This is a genomic window from Kitasatospora sp. NPDC058162, assembly GCF_042884005.1.
Taxonomy (GTDB): domain Bacteria; phylum Actinomycetota; class Actinomycetes; order Streptomycetales; family Streptomycetaceae; genus Kitasatospora.
This window is the reverse complement of the sequence record NZ_JBHVUS010000004.1, coordinates 40,619-57,995: the sequence shown is the minus strand read 5'-3', so window position 1 is coordinate 57,995 and position 17,377 is coordinate 40,619. Positions and strand designations below refer to the sequence as shown.

The window sequence follows — 17,377 nt, the reverse complement described above, 5'->3', positions numbered from 1 at the left end:
ATGGGCAGGTGCCGGCTGCTGATTTGGATTGGGACGCGCTCGCGGCGCACCTGGAACGGGAGGCCGATCTGCGGGCCGAAGCCGTGACGGCGGCCGGGCAGTGGCTGTCCGGGCTCGCCGGGGAGGGCGGGGTGCGTCGGGTGCTCGACGTCGGCGCCGGGCCCGGGGTGATCGCGGGGCTGCTCGCGGAGGTCTTCCCGGCGGCCGAGGTGGTCGCCGTCGATCAGTCGGCCGCCCTGCTGGAGCGTGCCCGGGGCCGCTCCGGGGGTCGGGTGGGCACCCAACAGGCCGATCTGCCCGAGGAGTTCGACAAGCTCGGCGAGGCCGACCTGATCTGGTCCGGGAACGCCATCCACCACCTCGGCGACCAGCAGGCCGCCCTCACCGCGCTGGCCGGACGGCTGCGGCCCGGGGGCCTGCTCGCCGTCGCGGAGAGCGGCCTGCCGCCGCGCTTCCTGCCCCGCGACTTCGGCCTCGGCCGGCCCGGCTTCCAGGCCCGGCTGGACGCGGCCCACGAGGACGGCTTCGCCGCCATGCGGGCCGAACTGCCCGGCACCACCGAGGAGATCGAGGACTGGCCGGCCATGCTGCGGCGGGCCGGACTGGTGCCCAGCGGCACCCGGACCTTCCTGGTCGACCACCCGGCGCCGCTGGCCCCCTCCGTCCGGGAGTACCTGCACACCCAGCTGGTCCGGCGGCACGACCAGCTTGCCGAGGTGCTGGGCCCGGAGGACCGGGCGACGTTGGAGGCGCTGATCGACCGGGACGGGGGGACGGGGATCTTGCGGCGGGGGGATGCGTTTTACCTGGCGGCGATGACGGTGCATACCGGGCGGCGGGGGTGAGGTTCCGCTGCGCGGGGCTGGGGTGGGGGGTGGCAGGGGAGACCGCGTCGTAGGTCGTCAGGGGGCGACTTGGAGGAAGGCCAGGACGGCCAGCACCCGGCGGTGGTCCTCTTCGGAGGGCGGCAGGTCGAGTTTGAGGAAGATGTTCGCGGTGTGCTTCTTCACGGCCCGCTCGGTGATCACCATCCGTTCGGCGATGGCCCCGTTCGAGCGTCCCTCCGCCATGAGTTCCAGGACTTCGCGCTCACGCGGCGTCAGGCGCTCCAGGGGCTTGCTGCGGCCGTTGGTGTTGACCAGCATCGCGATCACCTGGGGGTCGAGGGCGGTGCCGCCCGCGGCCACCCGGTGGACGGTGGCCACGAACTCGTCGGGGTCGAAGACCCGGTCCTTGAGGAGGTAGCCGATGGCGCCGCTGCCGTCGGCGAGCAACTCCTTGGCGTAGAGCTGCTCGACGTACTGGGAGAGCACCAGCACCGGCAGGCCGGGGATCTGCCGGCGCGCTTCCAGAGCCGCCTGCAGGCCCTCGTCGGTGAACGTCGGGGGGAGTCGTACGTCGACGACTGCCACGTCCGGGCGTTCGGTGAGGAGGGCCTGCAGCAGGTCCGGTCCGGTGTCCACCGCGGCCACGACCTCGAAGTCGTAGGCCTGCAGCATCCGGACCAGACCGTCCCTCAGGAGGAAGAGGTCTTCGGCGAGTACAACTCGCACGGCAGCTCCATCGTCAGGGTCGTGGGGCCGCCGAGCGGGCTGCGGACGGCCAGGACTCCGTCGAAGGTAGCAAGCCGGCGCTCCAGGCCGCGCAGGCCGGTGCCGCGCGAGGGGTCGGCGCCGCCGGTGCCGTCGTCGGTGATCTGGGCCTTCAGGGTGCCGTTCTCGTACCAGAGTTGGACGTCGACCCGGCTGGCGCCGGAGTGCTTGGCGGCGTTGGTGAGGGCCTCGGAGACGGCGAAGTAGACGGCCGACTCGACCGGGGCCTCGGGGCGGCCCGGCAGCTCGGCGGAGACCGTCACGTCCAGCGGGCTGTTCATGCACAGGGCCTTGACGGCGTCGGCCAGGCCGCGGTCGGCCAGTACCGGCGGGTGGATGCCGCGGACCAGGTCGCGCAGCTCGTTGAGGGCGGAGGCGGAGGCCTGGCGGGTCTCGGCGAGCAGCTGCTTCGCGGCCTCCGGGTCACGCTCGACCAGCCGCTCGGCGACGCCCAGGTTCATGCCCATGGCCACCAGCCGGGCCTGCGCTCCGTCGTGCAGGTCCCGCTCGATCCGGCGCAGTTCGGCGGCCTGGGTGGTCAGCGCGTCGCGCCGGGTCTCGGTGAGGTGCGCGACCTTGCGCTCGGCGGCCAGCGCCTCGGCCCGGGCGGTCGGGCCGAGCAGCGCCTTGGCCAGCGCGGAGTGGCCGCGCAGCGCACCGGGGGCGATCGCCAGGCCGGCCAGGATCACCGGGACGCCGAACAGGGCGGCGGTGCCGGCGGTACCCGAGTCGGTGACGTGGATCCACAGGTACCAGGTGTTGCCGCCGTGGTCGGCGATCGACTGCCAGACCTGCGGCAGCACCAGGCCGAAGACCCCGTAGGCGACCACCATGAGCGGGAGCAGCGCCACCGTGAAGCCGACCATCGGGTCGACCAGCAGCCAGAGCAGGTCGCGCCAGGTGGCCTGGTCGGCCAGCATCGCCTGGCAGCGCTGCCAGGCGCCCTTGATGCCCGGTTCGGCCTCCGGCAGCGGCTGGTAGGGGTCGCGGATCTCGATGCCGGACCAGCGGGCGGCGAGCCCGCGCCGGAGGCCGGCGAGGGCGCGGGCGGCCAGGATCACGGGCGGCACCAGCAGGACGCCGACGCCGAGGCCGACGAATCCGGCGGCGACGCCCGCGGCGGTGATCAGGGCGAGCTGCGGCACCACGAACGCGGCCAGGGCCGGGCCGCGGAGGAGGGAGACGACGGCGTTGCGCAGGACGCCGAGCGGGTTCCGCCGTCCGGTGCGGCCGGTCGTGGTGTCGGTGTTCTGCACGTTGTTCACAACTCCCGTGGTGATGCTGCTCGTCATGACCGCTCGGCCCTTTCCGTGACGGCCTCGCGGCCGGTATCCCTACCCGTTGCTTGCTGACGACATCCAGCCTGCCGTTCGCCGCCGCTCCGATCACTGGGCCCTGGACCCCTGTTGGTGGTACCTGGGTACACCCCCCGATCGACGCCCAGAGGCCATGTCCCGGGAATGCCACCCGACCTAGTGTTTCGAGGGTCGGGAAGCGGCTCGCCGCGTTCCACCAACGTGTGTGTTTCGAAGGGGAGTTCATCATGGGTGTGCGACGTACCGAGGGGAACCGGCCGGTGGTGCGGCGGGGTTGGGTGCGACTGGTTCTGGTGCTGGCGGCGGTCGGGCTGTTCCTGTACGGGCTCACGCCGGACCGGGCCCATGCGGCCACCGCCGGTGTGGGAGGCGGGAGTTCGGTGGGAAGCTCGACGGCTCCGCCTGATGAGGGGGCGGTGAAGCGGCTGTTCGACGAGGTCGTGCCGAAGCTGCTCACCGAGCACAGGATCCCCGGTGCGGCGGTCAGCGTGGTGGCCGGCGGCAAGCAGGTCTTCGCCGGTGGCTACGGCGTCTCCGACGTGCCCGGTCACAAGGCCGTCGACGCCGACCGGACCGCTTTCTTCATGGGCTCCGACGCGAAGGTGTTCACTGCCGTTGCAGTCCTTCAGGAGGTGAGGGCCGGGAAGTTGGACCTGCACGCGGACGTGAACGCGTACCTGGAGAAGTTCAAGATCAGGGACAGCTACCCGGGGCACCCGGTCACGGTGGAGAACTTGCTCACCCACACCGGCGGCTTCGACGACACCTTCATGGGGCTGGCCGAGGCCGGTCCGCAGCACGTCGGGAGCCTGGGTGACGCGCTGGCCGCCCACCAGCCGGACCGGGTCCGGGCGCCCGGGGTGGTCGCTGCGTACGACAACTACGGTGTCGCGCTGGCCGGTTACCTGGTCGAGGTGGTTTCCGGACAGCCCTTCGACCGGTATGTCGCGGAGCACGTGCTGCAGCCGCTGGGTATGGAGCGCACCAGCTTCAGCCAGCCGCACCCGGCGGCGATCGACGCCGAACTCGCCCACGGCTACCGGCCGGACGGGGACGGGCAGACCGGGACCGAGGGGCTGTACGGGCCGCTCACCCCGACCGGTGCGGCCGCCGTCACCACCGTTGCGGATATGGGACGGCTGATGCTCGCGGTGCTGAACGGTGGGTCGGTGGAGGGCCGTTCGGTCCTCGACGGGGAGGGGGCTGCTTTGCTGCTCGGCCGGCACTTCGGGCCGGACCAGCGGATGCCCGGGATGGCGTACCTGCTCGAGCAGCGTGTCCGGGGTGGTGAGCAGCTGCTGGTCAAGGACGGGGACGTGCCCGGGTTCCACAGCAATCTGGCGCTGCTGCCGGCGCGGGGGGTCGGGCTGTACGTGACCGTGAACGGGGACGGGGAGGACTCCACGGGTGGGTGGATGACGCAGCAGGTGCTGAACGGGTTCGTGGATCGGTTCTATCCGGCCCCGGCCGCCGCCGCTCCGGCGGTGGTGGGTGGGGGGCTCGGGAAGTTCACCGGGGACTACCGGTCGACGCGGGTCAGCCAGTCGAACCTGACCAGGGCGTCGGCGCTGATGGGATCGGTGCATGTCGCTGCGCGGGGTGGGGAGTTGGTCGTCTCCGGGCCGGTGAGCCGGGATCCGCAGGAGGGTGAGACGCGGTGGCAGCAGGTGGAGCCGGGGCTGTTCCAGCAGGTGGGTGGGAGCGCCCGGATCGCCTTCGAGTTGGACGGGGGCGGGGAGGTCGTGTCGATGCTGACCGACAGCGATCCGACCGTCGCCTATGAGCCGTTGGCCTGGTACCAGGCCCCCGGGCTGCACCAGTGGGTCGCTCTCGGGAGCTTGGTGGTGCTGGGGCTGACGGTGATCGGGTGGCTGGTGGCCGCGGTGGTGCGGTCGGTGCGGGGCAAGGGGCGAGCCGGGCAGCCGGTGGTGCGGTTGCTGGGGTGGGTGACCGGGGTGCTGCTGGTCGCCGCCACGGGGTGCTTCGCCCTGCTGACCTCGGACTCCAATGAGCTCAACCAGACGCTGTTCCTGGGGGATTCGCCGCTGTTGACGGTGGTGCCGGCGATGTACCTCGCGGGGCTGGTGCTGGCTCTGCTGATGGTGGTCTGTGCGGTGGTGGCCTGGGTGCGCGGGTGGTGGGGGGTGTTCGGGCGGCTCCACTACACCGTGGTGGCGGTGGCGGCGGTGCTGTTCCTGCTGCTGGCCGGGGGCTACGACCTCATCGGGACCGGGCACTTGGCGGGCTCCTTGGATCTGATCGGGTGAGGCGGGAGAGGACGGCCACGGCCCCCGGCGGCGGCGCCGGGGGCCGTCGGGTGTCAGGCGACGATCTGCCAGGAGGTGGCGGGGGTGGGTGGGCGGAGGGAGAGGTCGTGCCAGCGGGCGGTGCGGCGGGTGGGTCCGGGGGCGGGGAGCGTTCGGGCGTTTCGGAGGAGCAGGACGGTGAGGGTGGCGATCTCTTCGGGGGTGAGGTCGTGGGTGGTGTGGAAGAGGGTGGGGCGGTCGGTCATCGGGGCCTCCGGGTGGTGGGGAACCCCGACGGCCCCGACGCGGGGCGTCGGGGCCGTCGAGGGGTGGTGAGGGGGTGGAGCGGGGGCTGGTCAGGCGCGCTTGACCAGGAGGAGGCGGTGCATGGGGGTGTCGAGGAGGGCGACGCGGCGCAGGCCGGCGTCGGCGAGCCACTGGTCGTAGTCGTGGACGGTGAAGGCGTCGCCGCCGCCGGTGGCGAGCATGGAGGCGGCGAAGAGGCGGAAGAAGCGGTTCTGGGTGTTCCCGTCGGTGCTGTCCTCGTCGACGATGTGGTCGGCGATGGCGATGACGCCGTCCTCGGTGAGGGCCTTGGCGGAGCGGAGGAGGAGTTCGCGGGCCGACTCGGGGGTCTGGAGGTGGAAGATGTTGACGAAGAGGGCGACGTCGACGCCGGTGCCCCAGTCGTCGGACCAGAAGTCGGCGATCTCCGGGTTGAAGCGGTCCGCGACGCCGAGGCGGTGGGCCTGGGCGTTGGCGATCGGGACGATCCGCTCGGCGTCCAGGGCGCGGGCGTTGAGGCCGTTGAACTCCTGGAGGAGCAGCTGGCTGTAGATGCCGGTGCCGCAGCCGACGTCGAGGAGGGTGCGGCCGGTGCCGTCGGTCCAGCCCTGTTGGCGGAGGGCGTCGGCGAGGGTGGCGGCGATCGGCGGGGCCCAGAAGTTGATGCCGCGGACGAGGGAGGTGTAGTCCTCCTCGGAGATCTGGTTGAGCTGCTGGGAGCCCTCGGAGTTGCGGGCGCCGGTGCGGACGTTGGTGGCGAGGTTGCGCCAGGCGCCCCAGGCGACGTTGCGGTCGTGCCGGATCTTGCCGACCAGGCTGTACAGGCCCTCGGGGGCGAAGACGTCGTGCATCTCCGGTGGCAGGGTGTAGACGGCCTGGCCGTCCGCCGCGCGGCTGCGCTCGACCACGTCGTAGGCGGCCAGCCCGTCCAGCAGGACGCGGGTGGCGCGCAGATCGGTGCCGAGCCGGGTGGAGAGCTCGCCGGCGGTGGCCGGGGCGGCGATCAGGGCGGTGAAGGCGCCGAGGTCGTGGGCGGCCTCGATGACGCCGGTGGCCCAGATGCCGATGAGGTGCTCGTACATCCGGTGGGCGGCGTTGACGCCGGTGCCGCGGCCGGGGAGCAGCTCGGTGTCGACGAGCGGGGTGTGGTTGTCGAAGGTGCGCACGGCGGGGATGGTCATGGTCGTTTCTCCTAGTCGGGGTTGACGGTGCGTCTGGTGCGGCCGGTCACAGGACGATTCCGCCGTCGATCTGCAGGACCGAGCCGGTGAGGTAGGCGGACTGCGGGCCCGCCAGGAAGGCGACCGAGTCGGCCACCTCGTCCGCCGTGCCGAAGCGGCCGAGCGGGATGTGCTTGAGGGCGTCGGTGCGTTGGGCGTCGGTGAGCACCGAGGTCATGTCGGTCTCGATCATGCCGGGGGCGACCGCGTTGACCCGGACCCCGTAGCGGCCGACCTCCTTGGCCAGGGCGCGGGTGAGCGCGATGATGCCGGCCTTGGAGGCCGCGTAGTTGCTCTGGCCGGGGTTGCCGTAGACGCCGGAGACGGAGCTGAGGGTGATGATCGAGCCGCCGCGGCGCTTGACCATCGGGAAGGCCACCGCCCGGCAGAGGTTGGCGGTGCCGGTCAGGTTGGTGTCGGTGACGGACCGCCAGTCCTCGTCGGACATCAGGAGCAGCGGCTTGTCGCGGGTGATGCCGGCGCTGGCGACGGCGACCGTGATCGGGCCGAGTTCCTGTTCGGTGCGGGTGACCCAGGCGCGGACGGCGGCGGCGTCGGTGACGTCGACCTTCTCGGCCAGGACGGTGGCGCCGAGGGCGTCGAGCTCCTTGGCGAGGAGGTCGGCGGACTGCTGGTCGGACTGGTAGCAGAAGCTGATCGCGAAGCCCTCGGTGGCGAGGCGCAGGGCGGCCGCCTTGCCGATGCCGCGGGAGCCGCCGCTGATCAGGACGGTGCCGGGGTCGCTCATCGGTCACCGCCGGTGAGGCGCAGGACGGCGCAGGCGGCCAGGCCCTGGTGGTCGAGCGAGGCGATCACGGCGAGCCGGCCGGCCGCCGCGGGGTCGCCTTCGGCCAGGGACAGGACGGTGGTGAGGGAGAAGACGGTGCCGGCCGACCCGGTGTCGCCGAGCAGGTCGGGGACCCGGTCGACGGCCTCGCGGCCGAGCAGGTCGGCGAGCTGGTCGCGGGCCGGCTGCCCGGTGACGGCCGCGGCCCAGACCTGGTCGGGGGTCGCCCCGGCCTGGGCGAGGGCGTCGTGGACGGTGGCGGCCAGGGCCGCCTGCGGGTCGTCGTCGACGTCCAACCGGACGTCCAGGGCCAGCAGTTCGGCCAGCACCCGGCGGCCGGGCGGCAGCGTCCGCTCGGTCTCCACCAGCAGGACGGCGCTGCCCTCACCGCTGGGCCGGTCGGTCTCCCCGGCCAGCCAGTCGCGGGTCTCGGACTGCTCCTCCACCGCGCCGACCAGGGCGCGTTCGGCGCGGCCGGCCGCCAGCAGGCGGCGGGCGTAGCCGAGGGCGAGCAGGCCGCCCGCGGCCCCGCCGGCCAGGGTGGTGTTGGGGCCCTTGAGGTCGAAGCGGATGGCGGTGGCCGCGGCCGGGCCGTTCATCAGCACGTTCGGCATCAGCTGGGCGGGCACGTCGTAGGGCTTGTCGCCCTCGAAGGAGGCCCGGCTGAACCCGGCGGCGCTGTGGGCGCTGCCGAGGGTGGTGCCGAGGACGAGGGCGGTGCCGCTGCCGGTGGCGATCGGGTGCTGCGCGGCCTCGGCCTCGCCGAGCAGTTCGCGGACGGCGGTGACGGCCAGGCCGGTGGCCCGGTCGAAGGTGCGGGTGCCGGCCTTGCCGAGCACCTTGCGGGTCTCGAAGTCGGGGACCTGGTGGGCCGGTTCGCCCCGGCCGACCCCGGCCGCGAACGCGTCGCGGCCGAGGCCGAAGGGGGAGACGGCGGACCACGCGGTGATCAGCGGCCGGTCCCGGTGGATCGTGCGCTCCTTCATCGGCTGGGCTCCTCCTCGTGGCGTCCCAGGACGACGGAGGCGTTGTTGCCGCCGAAGGCCAGTCCGTTGTTGACCACCACCCGGAGGTCCGCGGGGACGGAGTGGTTGGGCACGCAGTCGATCTGGCACTGGGGGTCGGTGGTGCGGTGGTTGACGGTGGGCGGGATGAACCCGTGGGCCAGCGCGAGCGCCGAGGCGGCCGCGCCGAGCGCGCTCGCCGCGCCCATCGAGTGGCCGAGCATCGCCTTGAGGGCGACGGTGCGCGGCGGGGTGTCGCCGAAGACCTCGCGGATCGCGCGGGTCTCGGTGATGTCGTTGGTGGGGGTGCCGGTGCCGTGGGCGGAGACCAGGTCCACCTCGGCCGTCTTGACCCCGGCGTCGTTGAGCGCCAGCTCCATGCAGCGGGCGACGCTCGACTGGTCGGGGGCGGTCGGGTGGTGGGCGTCGCAGTTGAGCCCGTAGCCGAGCAGTTCGGCGTAGATCCGGGCGCCGCGGCGCCGGGCGGAGTCGAGCGTCTCCAGGACGAGGACCCCCGCGCCCTCGGCCGTGAGCAGCCCTTCGCGGTCGGCGTCGAACGGACGGCAGACGTCGGAGGAGACCAGGCCGAGCCGGCTGAACCCGGCGAAGGTGCGGCGGCAGAGCGCGTCCGCGCCGCCGACGACGGCGATGTCCGCCTCGCCGGTGCGCACGGCGTCGAAGCCGTCGCCGATCGCGTAGTTCCCGGCCGCGCAGGCGGTGCCGAGGACGGTCGGGACCACCCGGGGGAGCCGCAGCTCCCGGGCGATCGCCAGGGCCAGCTGGTGGGCCGGCAGGCGGCCGGCCACCAGCTGGTCGGCCGGGTGCTCCGGCCCCTCGGCGACCGACTCCGCCATCAGCTTGTCCAGCTCGGGGGCCTCGCCGTCGGTGGTGCCGATGGTGATCTGGGCCCGGAGCCCGGCGAGCTCGCGCTCGTCGAGCCCGGCGTCCCGGACGGCCATCCGGGCCGCCGCGACGGCGAACTGGGTGGCGCGGCCGAGCTGTTCGACCGGGAGGCGGTGGATCCACTGCTCCGGCTCGAAGCCGCTGACCTCGTGGCCGGAGGTGCGGAGGAACCCGGTGGTGTCGAAGCTGGTGATCGGACCGGCGCCGCAGCGGCCCTCGCGCAGGGCCGCGGTGAAGTCCTCGACGCCGTTGCCGATGCTCGACAGGACGCCGATGCCGGTCACCACCACGCGCTGCGGCTCGTTCATCGCGCGGTCGCCCGGGACAGGACGTCCAGCACGGCGGCCAGGTTGACCATGTTGGACAGCTCCTCCTGCGGGATGGTGACGTGGAACTCCTTCTCCAGGCGGGCGAGGACCTCGATGGCGTTCAGCGAGTCGGCGCCGTAGTGGTCGATGAAGTGGTCGGTGAGGGTCAGCTCGTCCAGTTCGAGGTCGAGGCAGTCGGCGACGATCTCGCGGACCTTGGACTCGTCGATGGCGATGGTGCTCATGGGGTGCTCCTCGGCTGTGTCGTGGTGCTCGGGTGGGTGGTGCTCGGGTGGTGGTGTTCGGGGCGTGTTCAGGCGGTGGCGTCGATCAGGCTCTGCGGGCGCAGGTCCGTCCAGGTGCGCTCGATGTGGTCGAGCGCCTCCTGCCGGGTGCTCGCGCCCTTGACGGTCCGCCAGCCGGCCGGGACCTCGGCGAAGGCGGGCCAGAGGCTGTGCTGGTTCTCGTGGTTGGCGAGGACGAGGAAGGTGCCCTGCTCGTCGTCGAACGGATTGCTCATGATTTCTCGGTCCTTTCGGAATTCCCGGAAATCGTCCGGCTTTCGGGCGCAGTGGCCCCCGGGTGGTATTTCCGGGGTGGTCGCCGGTTCTTCCGGGAGGTTATTTCAGGGCGGCCGACAGGGTCTTTCCGATGAATGCGGCCGGCGCCGGTTCGAGCATGGAGTCGTGGTCGCTGTCGACCGGGTGCCGGAGGATCCGGCCGGTCACGTGCTCCCGCCAGGACTCCGCGTCCGGGTCGCCCGGGGCGACGCCGTGGGTGGCCGTGAACAGGAGGAGGTCCCCCTGGTAGTGGCCGGGGCGGTGGGTCTCGCCGAGCGCGCTGTGGGTGCGGATCACCCCGAGCAGTCGGACCAGCTCGGTCTCGTCCAGCTCCGCGAGCGCGTTGCCGGCCTCGGCCAGGCGCCGGCGTGCGGTGCCGGGGTCGAGCGGGCCGTCGCCGGGGAGGCCGGCCCGTTCGAGCAGTTCGGCCAGGACGGCCCGGTCGTCCGGCGCGTCCTCGGCGGGTGCGCCGGTGCCGGGGTAGCCGTCCAGGTCGGCGAGCAGTTCGACCTGTGCGCCGCGGGCCTGCAGCTGGACGGCGATCTCGTGGGCGACGAGCCCTCCGAACGACCAGCCGAGAATACGGTAGGGCCCCTGCGGCTGGATTTCCAGCATTTCTTCGAGATATTTTCCGGCGATTTCCCGGACGGACCTCGGGGCCGTTTCCGGCGAGCTTATCCCGGCGGCCTGGAAAGCATACAAGGGAATGTCCGCGTCAATTTCCGCGGCGAGGGTCAGGAACGGCCAGCCGAGTCCGACGGCGCCGTGCACGCAGAACAGCGGGCGGCGGGTGCCGGTCGGCCGGATCGCCAGGACGGGCGCGAACGGGTCCTCGGGCACACCGGTGCCGTCGACCGCGCCGGCCACCAGGGCCAGGCCGGCCACGGTGCGGTGGGCGAAGACGTCGGCTGGGGTGAGCGACAGTCCGGCCGTGCGGGCGCGGCTGACCAGTTGGATGGATTTCAGGCTGTCGCCGCCCAGCTCGAAGAAGCCGTCCTCGGCCCCGACCCGGTCCAGGCCGAGCACGTCGGCGAAGACCCGGGCCAGGGCGAGTTCGACCGGTCCGTCGGGCGCGCGGCCGTCCGAGCGGGCCACCGCCCGGTCGGCGGCCCCGGGGGCGGGCAGTGCCTTGCGGTCCACCTTGCCGTTCGGGGTGAGCGGCAGGGCCTCCAGCGGGACGTAGGCGGACGGGAGCATGTACTCCGGTAGGACGGCGGCCAAGTGGGCCCGCAGTGCGGCCGGTTCGGGTCGTTCCGGGCCGGCGGGCACGAGGTAGGCGACCAGTCGGCGCGTGCCGGGGGAGTCCTCCAGGTCGGTCACCGCGGCCCGTTCGACCAGCGGATGGTCCGTCAGGACGGCTTCTATTTCGCCGAGTTCGATCCGGAAGCCGCGGATCTTCACCTGGTGGTCCACCCGGCCGAGGTAGTCGACCGAGCCGTCCGGCCGCCACCGGGCGAGGTCCCCGGTGCGGTACATCCGGGTGCCGGGCGGCCCGTACGGGTCGGCGGTGAAGCGTTCGGCGGTCAGGCCCGGGCGGTCCAGGTAGCCCCGGGCGAGGCCCGCGCCGGCCAGGTACAGCTCGCCGACGACCCCCGGTGGCACCGGGCGCAGTGCGGCGTCCAGCAGCCGGACCTGGTTGCCGGCCAGCGGGCGGCCGATCGGCGGGGTGCCGTCCTGGTCGGGCGGGACGTCCGCGACCAGCGACCAGATGGTGGCCTCGGTCGGGCCGTACAGGTTGTCGACCTTCGCGGCGGCGCCGGTCAGCGCCGCGGCCAGGGCCGGGGGGAGCGCCTCGCCGCCGGTCAGGACGTGCAGTCCGGCCAGGGCCCGTGGTCGGGTGGTGACCAGCGCGTGCCACAGCGTCGGGGTGGCCTGGAGGACGTCCGGCCGGCTGTCGTCGATCAGTCCGGCGAGCAGTTCCGGGTCGCGGACGGTCTCCAGCGGGGCGAGCACCAGCCGGGCGCCGCCGAGCAAGGGGCCGAAGAGCTCCAGGTTGGCGATGTCGAAGCCGAAGGTGGTGACGGCCAGCAGGGTGCGTCCGGGGGTGAGGTCGAGCCGGCCGGCCAGGTCCAGCAGGTGGTTGACCAGTGCGCCGCGCGGCACCACGACGCCCTTGGGGCGGCCGGTGGAGCCCGAGGTGTAGATGACGTACGCGGCGTGCTCGGGGCGTACCGGCGCGGCCGGGTGCGGGTGGCCCGCGGGCTGCCGCTCGACCAGGGCACGGGTGGCCGGGTCGTCCAGCAGCAGGAGCGGGCCGGCGTCCAGGCCGGGGACGGCGGCGGCCGTCCCGGCCGTGGTGACGGTCAGCACCGGCCGGGCGTCCTTGACCATTCCGGCGATCCGGTCGGCCGGGTAGGACGGGTCGATCGGCAGGTACGCGGCCCCGCTCTTGACCACCGCGAGCGCCGCGACCACCAGGTCGACCGAGCGCGGCAGGGCGATCGCCACCAGCCGGTCCGGTTCGGCGCCCTGGTCGATCAGGGTGCGGGCGAGCCGGTTGGCCCGCCGGTGCAGTTCGGCGAAGTCGAGCTGCCGGTCGGCGAATTCGAGCGCGATCCCGTCCGGGTGGGCGTCCGCGGTGGCCTCCAGCAGGGCGGCCAGCGACTGCCCGTCGCCGTGGGCGGCGGCGCCGGTCCCGACGGCCAGCAGTTCCTCCTGCTCGCCGGGCAGCAGTACCGGGGCGGCGCCGATCGGCCGGTCCGGCCGGTCGACCAGCACGCCCAGCAGGTGCACCAGCCGGTCGGCCAGGCGCTGGGCGCCGGCCGCGCCGAACAGGTCGGTGCTGTACTCCAGTCGGCCGTCGAGGCCGCCGGGGCCGTCCGGGCCGGAGCGTTCGGCGAGTTCGAAGGAGAGGTCGAGCCGGGCCACGCCGAGCTCGGCCGCGCCCGCCTCGGCGGTGATGCCGGGCAGCTCCAGCCGGGCGGCGGCGTTGTTGTGCAGGGCCAGCAGGGTCTGGAACAGCGGGTTGCGGGCCGGGGCGCGCTCGGGGCCGAGGGCGTCGACCAGCTTCTCGAACGGCAGGTCCTGGTGGGCGTAGGCGGCCAGGTCGACGGCCTTGACCCGGTCCAGCAGTTCGCGGAAGGTCGGGTCGCCGGACAGGTCGGTGCGCAGCACCAGGGTGTTGACGAACATGCCGACCAGGTCGTCCAGGGCGTCGTCGGTGCGGCCGGCGATCGGGGTGCCGAGCGGGATGTCGGTGCCGGCACCGAGTTTGCCGTACAGGGTGGCCAGTGCGGCCTGGAGCACCATGAACAGGCTGGCCCCGCTCTGCCGGGCCAGGGCGGTCGCCCGGCGGTGCAGTTCGGCCGGGACGGCGAAGCGGACGGCGGCGCCGCGGTAGCCGGCGGTGGCCCGGCGGGGGGTCTCCACCGGGAGCTGGAGCTCCTCCGGCAGTCCGGCCAACTGCTGCTTCCAGTAGGCGGTCTGGCGGGCGAGGAGGGACTCGTCGTCGCCCTCCGCGCCGAGCAGTTCGCGCTGCCAGAGCGCGTAGTCGGCGTACTGCACCGGCAGCGGCGTCCAGGCGGGGGCGCGGCCGGCCAGCCGGGCGGTGTAGGCGGTGGAGAGGTCGCGGGCGAGCGGCCCGTTGGACCAGCCGTCCCCGGCGATGTGGTGGATCACCACGACCAGCAGGTGGTCCTCGGGGCCGGCCGCGAGCAGCGTGGCGCGGATCGGCGGCCGGTTCGCCAGGTCGACGGTTCCGCTGGCGAACTCCTGCGCCGCCTGCGGGAGTTCGGCCTCCGGGAGTTCGCGGACGGGCAGCTCGACGGCGGCCTGCTCGACGGAGAGGACCCGCTGGTACGGCAGGCCGTCGCGGTCCGGGAAGACGGTGCGCAGACTCTCGTGCCGGCCGACCACGTCGGTCAGCGCGGCGGTCAGCGCGGCGCGGTCCAGCGGGCCGCGCAGCCGCAGCGTCCAGGGCAGGTTGTAGGTGGCGGAGGGCCCCTCCAGCCGGTCCAGGAACCAGAGCCGCTGCTGGGCGTACGACAGCGGCAGCAGGTCCGGGCGGGCCCCGGCGGTCAGCGCGGGGCGGACGGCGTCCCGGGTCAGCCGCCCGGCCAGCGCGGCCACGGTGGGCGCCTCGAAGACCGTGCGCAGCGCCAGTTCGGCGCCGAGCAGCGTGCGCACCCGGCTGACCAGCCGGGTGGCGAGCAGCGAGTGGCCGCCGAGCTGGAAGAAGTCCTCGTCGATGCCGACCTCCGGCAGGTCGAGCACCTCGGCGAAGGCGGCGCACAGCACCTCCTCCTGCGGGGTGCGCGGGCCGCGGCCGGTCGAGGCGGCGAGCTCGGCCTCGGGCAGCGCCTTGCGGTCCACCTTGCCGTTGGGGGTCAGCGGCAGGGCGTCCAGCACCACCAGGGCGGACGGCACCATGTACTCGGGCAGCAGCGCGGCGGCCGCGGCCCGGCACCGGGCCGAGTCGACCGGGCCGGTCAGGTAGCCGACCAGCCGGGCGTCGCCGGCCCCGCCGCGGCGGACCACCACCACGGCGTCGCCGACCTGCTCGATCGAGCGCAGCGCGGCCTCGACCTCGCCGGGCTCGATCCGGTGGCCGCGGATCTTGACCTGGTGGTCGACCCGCTCCAGGAACTCCAGCTGCCCGTCCGGCCGTCGGACCACCCGGTCGCCGGTGCGGTACATCCGCGCGCCCGGCAGCGGGCTGAACGGGTCGGCGACGAACACCGCGGCGGTGCGGCCGGGCTGGTCGAGGTAGCCGCGGCCGACGCCGCGCCCGCCCACGTACAGCTCGCCGGGGACGCCGTCCGGGGCGGGGCGCAGCGCGTCGTCCAGGACGTACAGCCCGGTGCCGCGGACGGCCCGGCCGATCGGGGCGCGCACCGAGTCCAGCTCGGCCGGGGAGCCGATCACGGCGTGGGTGACGTCGTCCGAGCATTCGGTCGGCCCGTACGCGTTGACCAGCGGGACCGCCGGGTAGCGGGCGAACCAGCGGTGGGCCAGGTCGGCGGGCAGCGCCTCGCCGGTGACCACCAGCTTGCGCAGCCCGTCCAGGACGGGCGGCTCGGCGCCGTCGTCCCAGCTGTCCAGGGCGGTGCGCAGCAGCGAGGGGACGACCTCCAGCACGGTGACGCCCTCGGGGGCGACCAGGCCGAACAGGGCCTGCGGGTCGGCGGCGAGTTCGCGGCCGGTGACCCGCAGCCGCCCGCCGACGACCAGCGCGGCGAGCATCTGCCAGACCGAGATGTCGAAGGTGACCGGGGCGTTGTGGACCAGCACGGTGTGCCCGTCCAGCTCCAGGTCGGCGACCTTGGCGAGCAGGTGGTTGACCATGCCCGCCCGGTGCACCATGGCGCCCTTGGGGCGGCCGGTGGAGCCCGAGGTGAAGATGACGTACGCCAGGTCGTCGCCCGTGCCGCGCGGGGCGGGCGGCCGCTCGGCGGTGGCCGCTCCCGGCTTGAGGGTCGAGATGTCCAGGACCGGGACGTCCAGCCCGGCCTCGGCCAGCAGTTCGGCGGCCAGGGCGCGCTCGCCGGGGCCGACCAGCAGGGCGCCGACCCGGGCCTCGGCGGCCAGCACGGCGCCGCGCTTGACCGGCGCGGCGACGTCCAGCGGCAGCCAGGCCGCGCCCGCGCCGAGCACGCCGAGGACGGCGGTGACGAAGCCGCAGCCGGGCGGGGCCAGCACCCCGACCGGTCCGTCCGCGGCGCCCGCCCCGGCCAGTGCCCGGGACACGGCGCCGGCCCGGCCGGCCAGTTCGCGGTAGCCGAGCCGCTCGGTGCCGTCGGAGACGGCGACGGCCGTCGGGGTGGTCCGGGCGAACTCCTGGACCCGCGCCACCACATCCGTCCACGGGTCGGTCTCGGCCGGCTCCGGGGCGGGGACGGCCAGCCGGGCGCGCTCGCCGGGCAGCAGCAGGTCCAGCTGCCCGAGCGGGCGGTCCGGCTCGGCCTGGGCGGTGCGCAGCACGTGGCGCAGCCGCTCGGCCACGACGGCGGCCTCGGCCGGGGTGAACCGGCCGGTGTCGTAGCCGACTTGGAGGCGCAGCCGCTCGCCGGGCAGGGCCATCAGGCTGAGCGGGTAGTGGTTGGCGTCGCCGGCCCGCAGCCCGGTCAGCCGCAGTCCGGCGACCTCGCCGGCCAGCGCCTGCGGGTCCAGCGGGTAGTTCTCGAAGACCAGCACGCTGTCGAAGAGGTCGCCGACCCCGGCGAGGCGCTGGATGGCGTTGAGGCCGAGGTGCTGGTGCGGGAGCAGGACGGACTGGCGGTCCTGGAGGGCGCTCAGCAGCTCGGTGAAGCTCTGCGCCGGGTCCAGGTCGACCCGGACCGGCAGGGTGTTGATGAACAGCCCGACCATGCCCTCGACGCCGGGCAGCTCCGGCGGGCGGCCGGAGACGGTGCCGCCGAAGACGATGTCGCGCAGCCCGGTGAGGGTGCCCAGCACGGTGGCCCAGGCGCCCTGCACCACGGTGTTGACGGTCAGGCCGCGGGCGCGGGCCCAGCCGGTGAGCGCGGCGAACTCCCGCTCGTCCAGCTCGACGGCGTGCTCGCCGGGCATGCCGCGCCGGGGTGGCTCGACGCCGGCCGTGCCGGACAACCGGGTGGGCTCGGTGAAGCCGTCCAGCGCGGCCGTCCAGGCGGCCTCGGCGGCGGCCCGGTCCTGTCGGGCCAGGTGGGCCAGGTAGGACTTGTACGGCGCGGGGCGGGGCAGCGAGGCGCCGCCGTCGGCGTAGCAGGCGAACAGCTCGCGCACCACGACCGGCATCGACCAGCCGTCGAACAGGATCTGGTGGGCGGTCAGCACCAGCCGGTACTGCCGGTCGCCCAGCCGCAGCAGGCTGAACCGCAGCAGCGGCGGGCGGGCCAGGTCGAAGGGGCGCAGCCGGTCCTGCTCGGCCAACTCGTCCGCTGCGGTGAGCAGGTCCCGCAGGTCGACCTCGCGCCAGTCCAGCGGGACCTCGCGCGGTACGACCTGCACCGGGTCGCCGTTCCTGCGGTAGCGGAAGGCGGCCCGCAGGTTGGGGTGGCGCTCCAGCAGCGCGGTGACCGCCCCGCGGAGCCGGGCCGGGTCCAGGGCGCCGGCCAGGTCCAGCACCAACTGCACGGTGTAGACGTCGAGTTCCTCGCGGTGGTACTGCGCGTGGAACATCAGCCCTTCCTGCAGTGGTGCCACCGGCAGGATGTCGCTCAGATTGGAGCTCCGCCCG

General features: G+C 74.0%; 12 protein-coding genes. 2 read left to right on the top strand and 10 right to left on the bottom strand.

What is annotated here, in order from left to right:
* Nucleotides 1–8: 8 nt before the first annotated feature.
* Nucleotides 9–845: a class I SAM-dependent methyltransferase gene (locus ACFVXG_RS09375; protein ID WP_387925842.1), complete on the top strand. Its 837-nt coding sequence runs from the start codon at nt 9–11 to the stop codon at nt 843–845.
* A 57-nt stretch (nt 846–902) separates the two neighbouring features.
* Here ACFVXG_RS09375 and ACFVXG_RS09370 read toward each other — a convergent pair whose 3' ends face one another.
* Both ACFVXG_RS09370 and ACFVXG_RS09365 read right to left on the bottom strand, forming a co-directional pair.
* The gene (locus ACFVXG_RS09370; protein ID WP_387925840.1) at nt 903–1,553 is read right to left on the bottom strand and encodes a LuxR C-terminal-related transcriptional regulator; all 651 of its coding nucleotides are present in this window, start codon (nt 1,551–1,553) and stop codon (nt 903–905) included.
* Complete coding sequence (locus ACFVXG_RS09365; protein ID WP_387925838.1) at nt 1,517–2,884, bottom strand: sensor histidine kinase; 1,368 nt, start codon at nt 2,882–2,884, stop codon at nt 1,517–1,519. The genes ACFVXG_RS09370 and ACFVXG_RS09365 overlap by 37 nt, the downstream gene beginning before the upstream one ends.
* A gap of 251 nt (nt 2,885–3,135) precedes the next feature.
* Between ACFVXG_RS09365 and ACFVXG_RS09360 the strand changes: the two genes are divergently transcribed.
* Entirely contained in the window at nt 3,136–5,175 is a 2,040-nt protein-coding gene (locus ACFVXG_RS09360) for a serine hydrolase domain-containing protein (protein WP_387925837.1), read from the top strand.
* Nucleotides 5,176–5,228: 53 nt separating this feature from the next.
* On the opposite strand, the gene ACFVXG_RS09355 is transcribed toward ACFVXG_RS09360, so the two are convergent.
* From ACFVXG_RS09355 to ACFVXG_RS09320, 8 genes are all read right to left on the bottom strand, one after another.
* The gene (locus ACFVXG_RS09355; RefSeq protein WP_387925835.1) at nt 5,229–5,420 is read right to left on the bottom strand and encodes an acyl-CoA carboxylase epsilon subunit; all 192 of its coding nucleotides are present in this window, start codon (nt 5,418–5,420) and stop codon (nt 5,229–5,231) included.
* A gap of 90 nt (nt 5,421–5,510) precedes the next feature.
* Complete coding sequence (locus ACFVXG_RS09350; protein ID WP_387925834.1) at nt 5,511–6,620, bottom strand: methyltransferase; 1,110 nt, start codon at nt 6,618–6,620, stop codon at nt 5,511–5,513.
* A 46-nt stretch (nt 6,621–6,666) separates the two neighbouring features.
* Nucleotides 6,667–7,407: a 3-oxoacyl-ACP reductase FabG gene (gene fabG / locus ACFVXG_RS09345; RefSeq protein ID WP_387925832.1), complete on the bottom strand. Its 741-nt coding sequence runs from the start codon at nt 7,405–7,407 to the stop codon at nt 6,667–6,669.
* Nucleotides 7,404–8,432, bottom strand: coding sequence for a beta-ketoacyl synthase N-terminal-like domain-containing protein (locus tag ACFVXG_RS09340; protein ID WP_387925830.1), 1,029 nt, complete (start codon nt 8,430–8,432; stop codon nt 7,404–7,406). The genes fabG and ACFVXG_RS09340 overlap by 4 nt, the downstream gene beginning before the upstream one ends.
* On the bottom strand, nt 8,429–9,661 hold the full coding sequence (locus ACFVXG_RS09335) for a beta-ketoacyl-[acyl-carrier-protein] synthase family protein (protein ID WP_387925828.1): 1,233 nt from the start codon (nt 9,659–9,661) through the stop codon (nt 8,429–8,431). The genes ACFVXG_RS09340 and ACFVXG_RS09335 overlap by 4 nt, the downstream gene beginning before the upstream one ends.
* Nucleotides 9,658–9,906 carry an acyl carrier protein gene (locus ACFVXG_RS09330; protein ID WP_387925826.1) on the bottom strand — a complete coding sequence of 83 codons (249 nt, stop codon included), beginning with the start codon at nt 9,904–9,906 and terminating at the stop codon, nt 9,658–9,660. Before ACFVXG_RS09330 ends, ACFVXG_RS09335 begins: the two co-directional genes overlap by 4 nt.
* A gap of 68 nt (nt 9,907–9,974) precedes the next feature.
* The gene (locus tag ACFVXG_RS09325) at nt 9,975–10,181 is read right to left on the bottom strand and encodes an MbtH family protein (RefSeq protein ID WP_030289532.1); all 207 of its coding nucleotides are present in this window, start codon (nt 10,179–10,181) and stop codon (nt 9,975–9,977) included.
* A gap of 100 nt (nt 10,182–10,281) precedes the next feature.
* Entirely contained in the window at nt 10,282–17,343 is a 7,062-nt protein-coding gene (locus tag ACFVXG_RS09320) for an amino acid adenylation domain-containing protein (RefSeq protein WP_387926487.1), read from the bottom strand.
* Between the last annotated feature and the right edge of the window lie 34 nt (nt 17,344–17,377).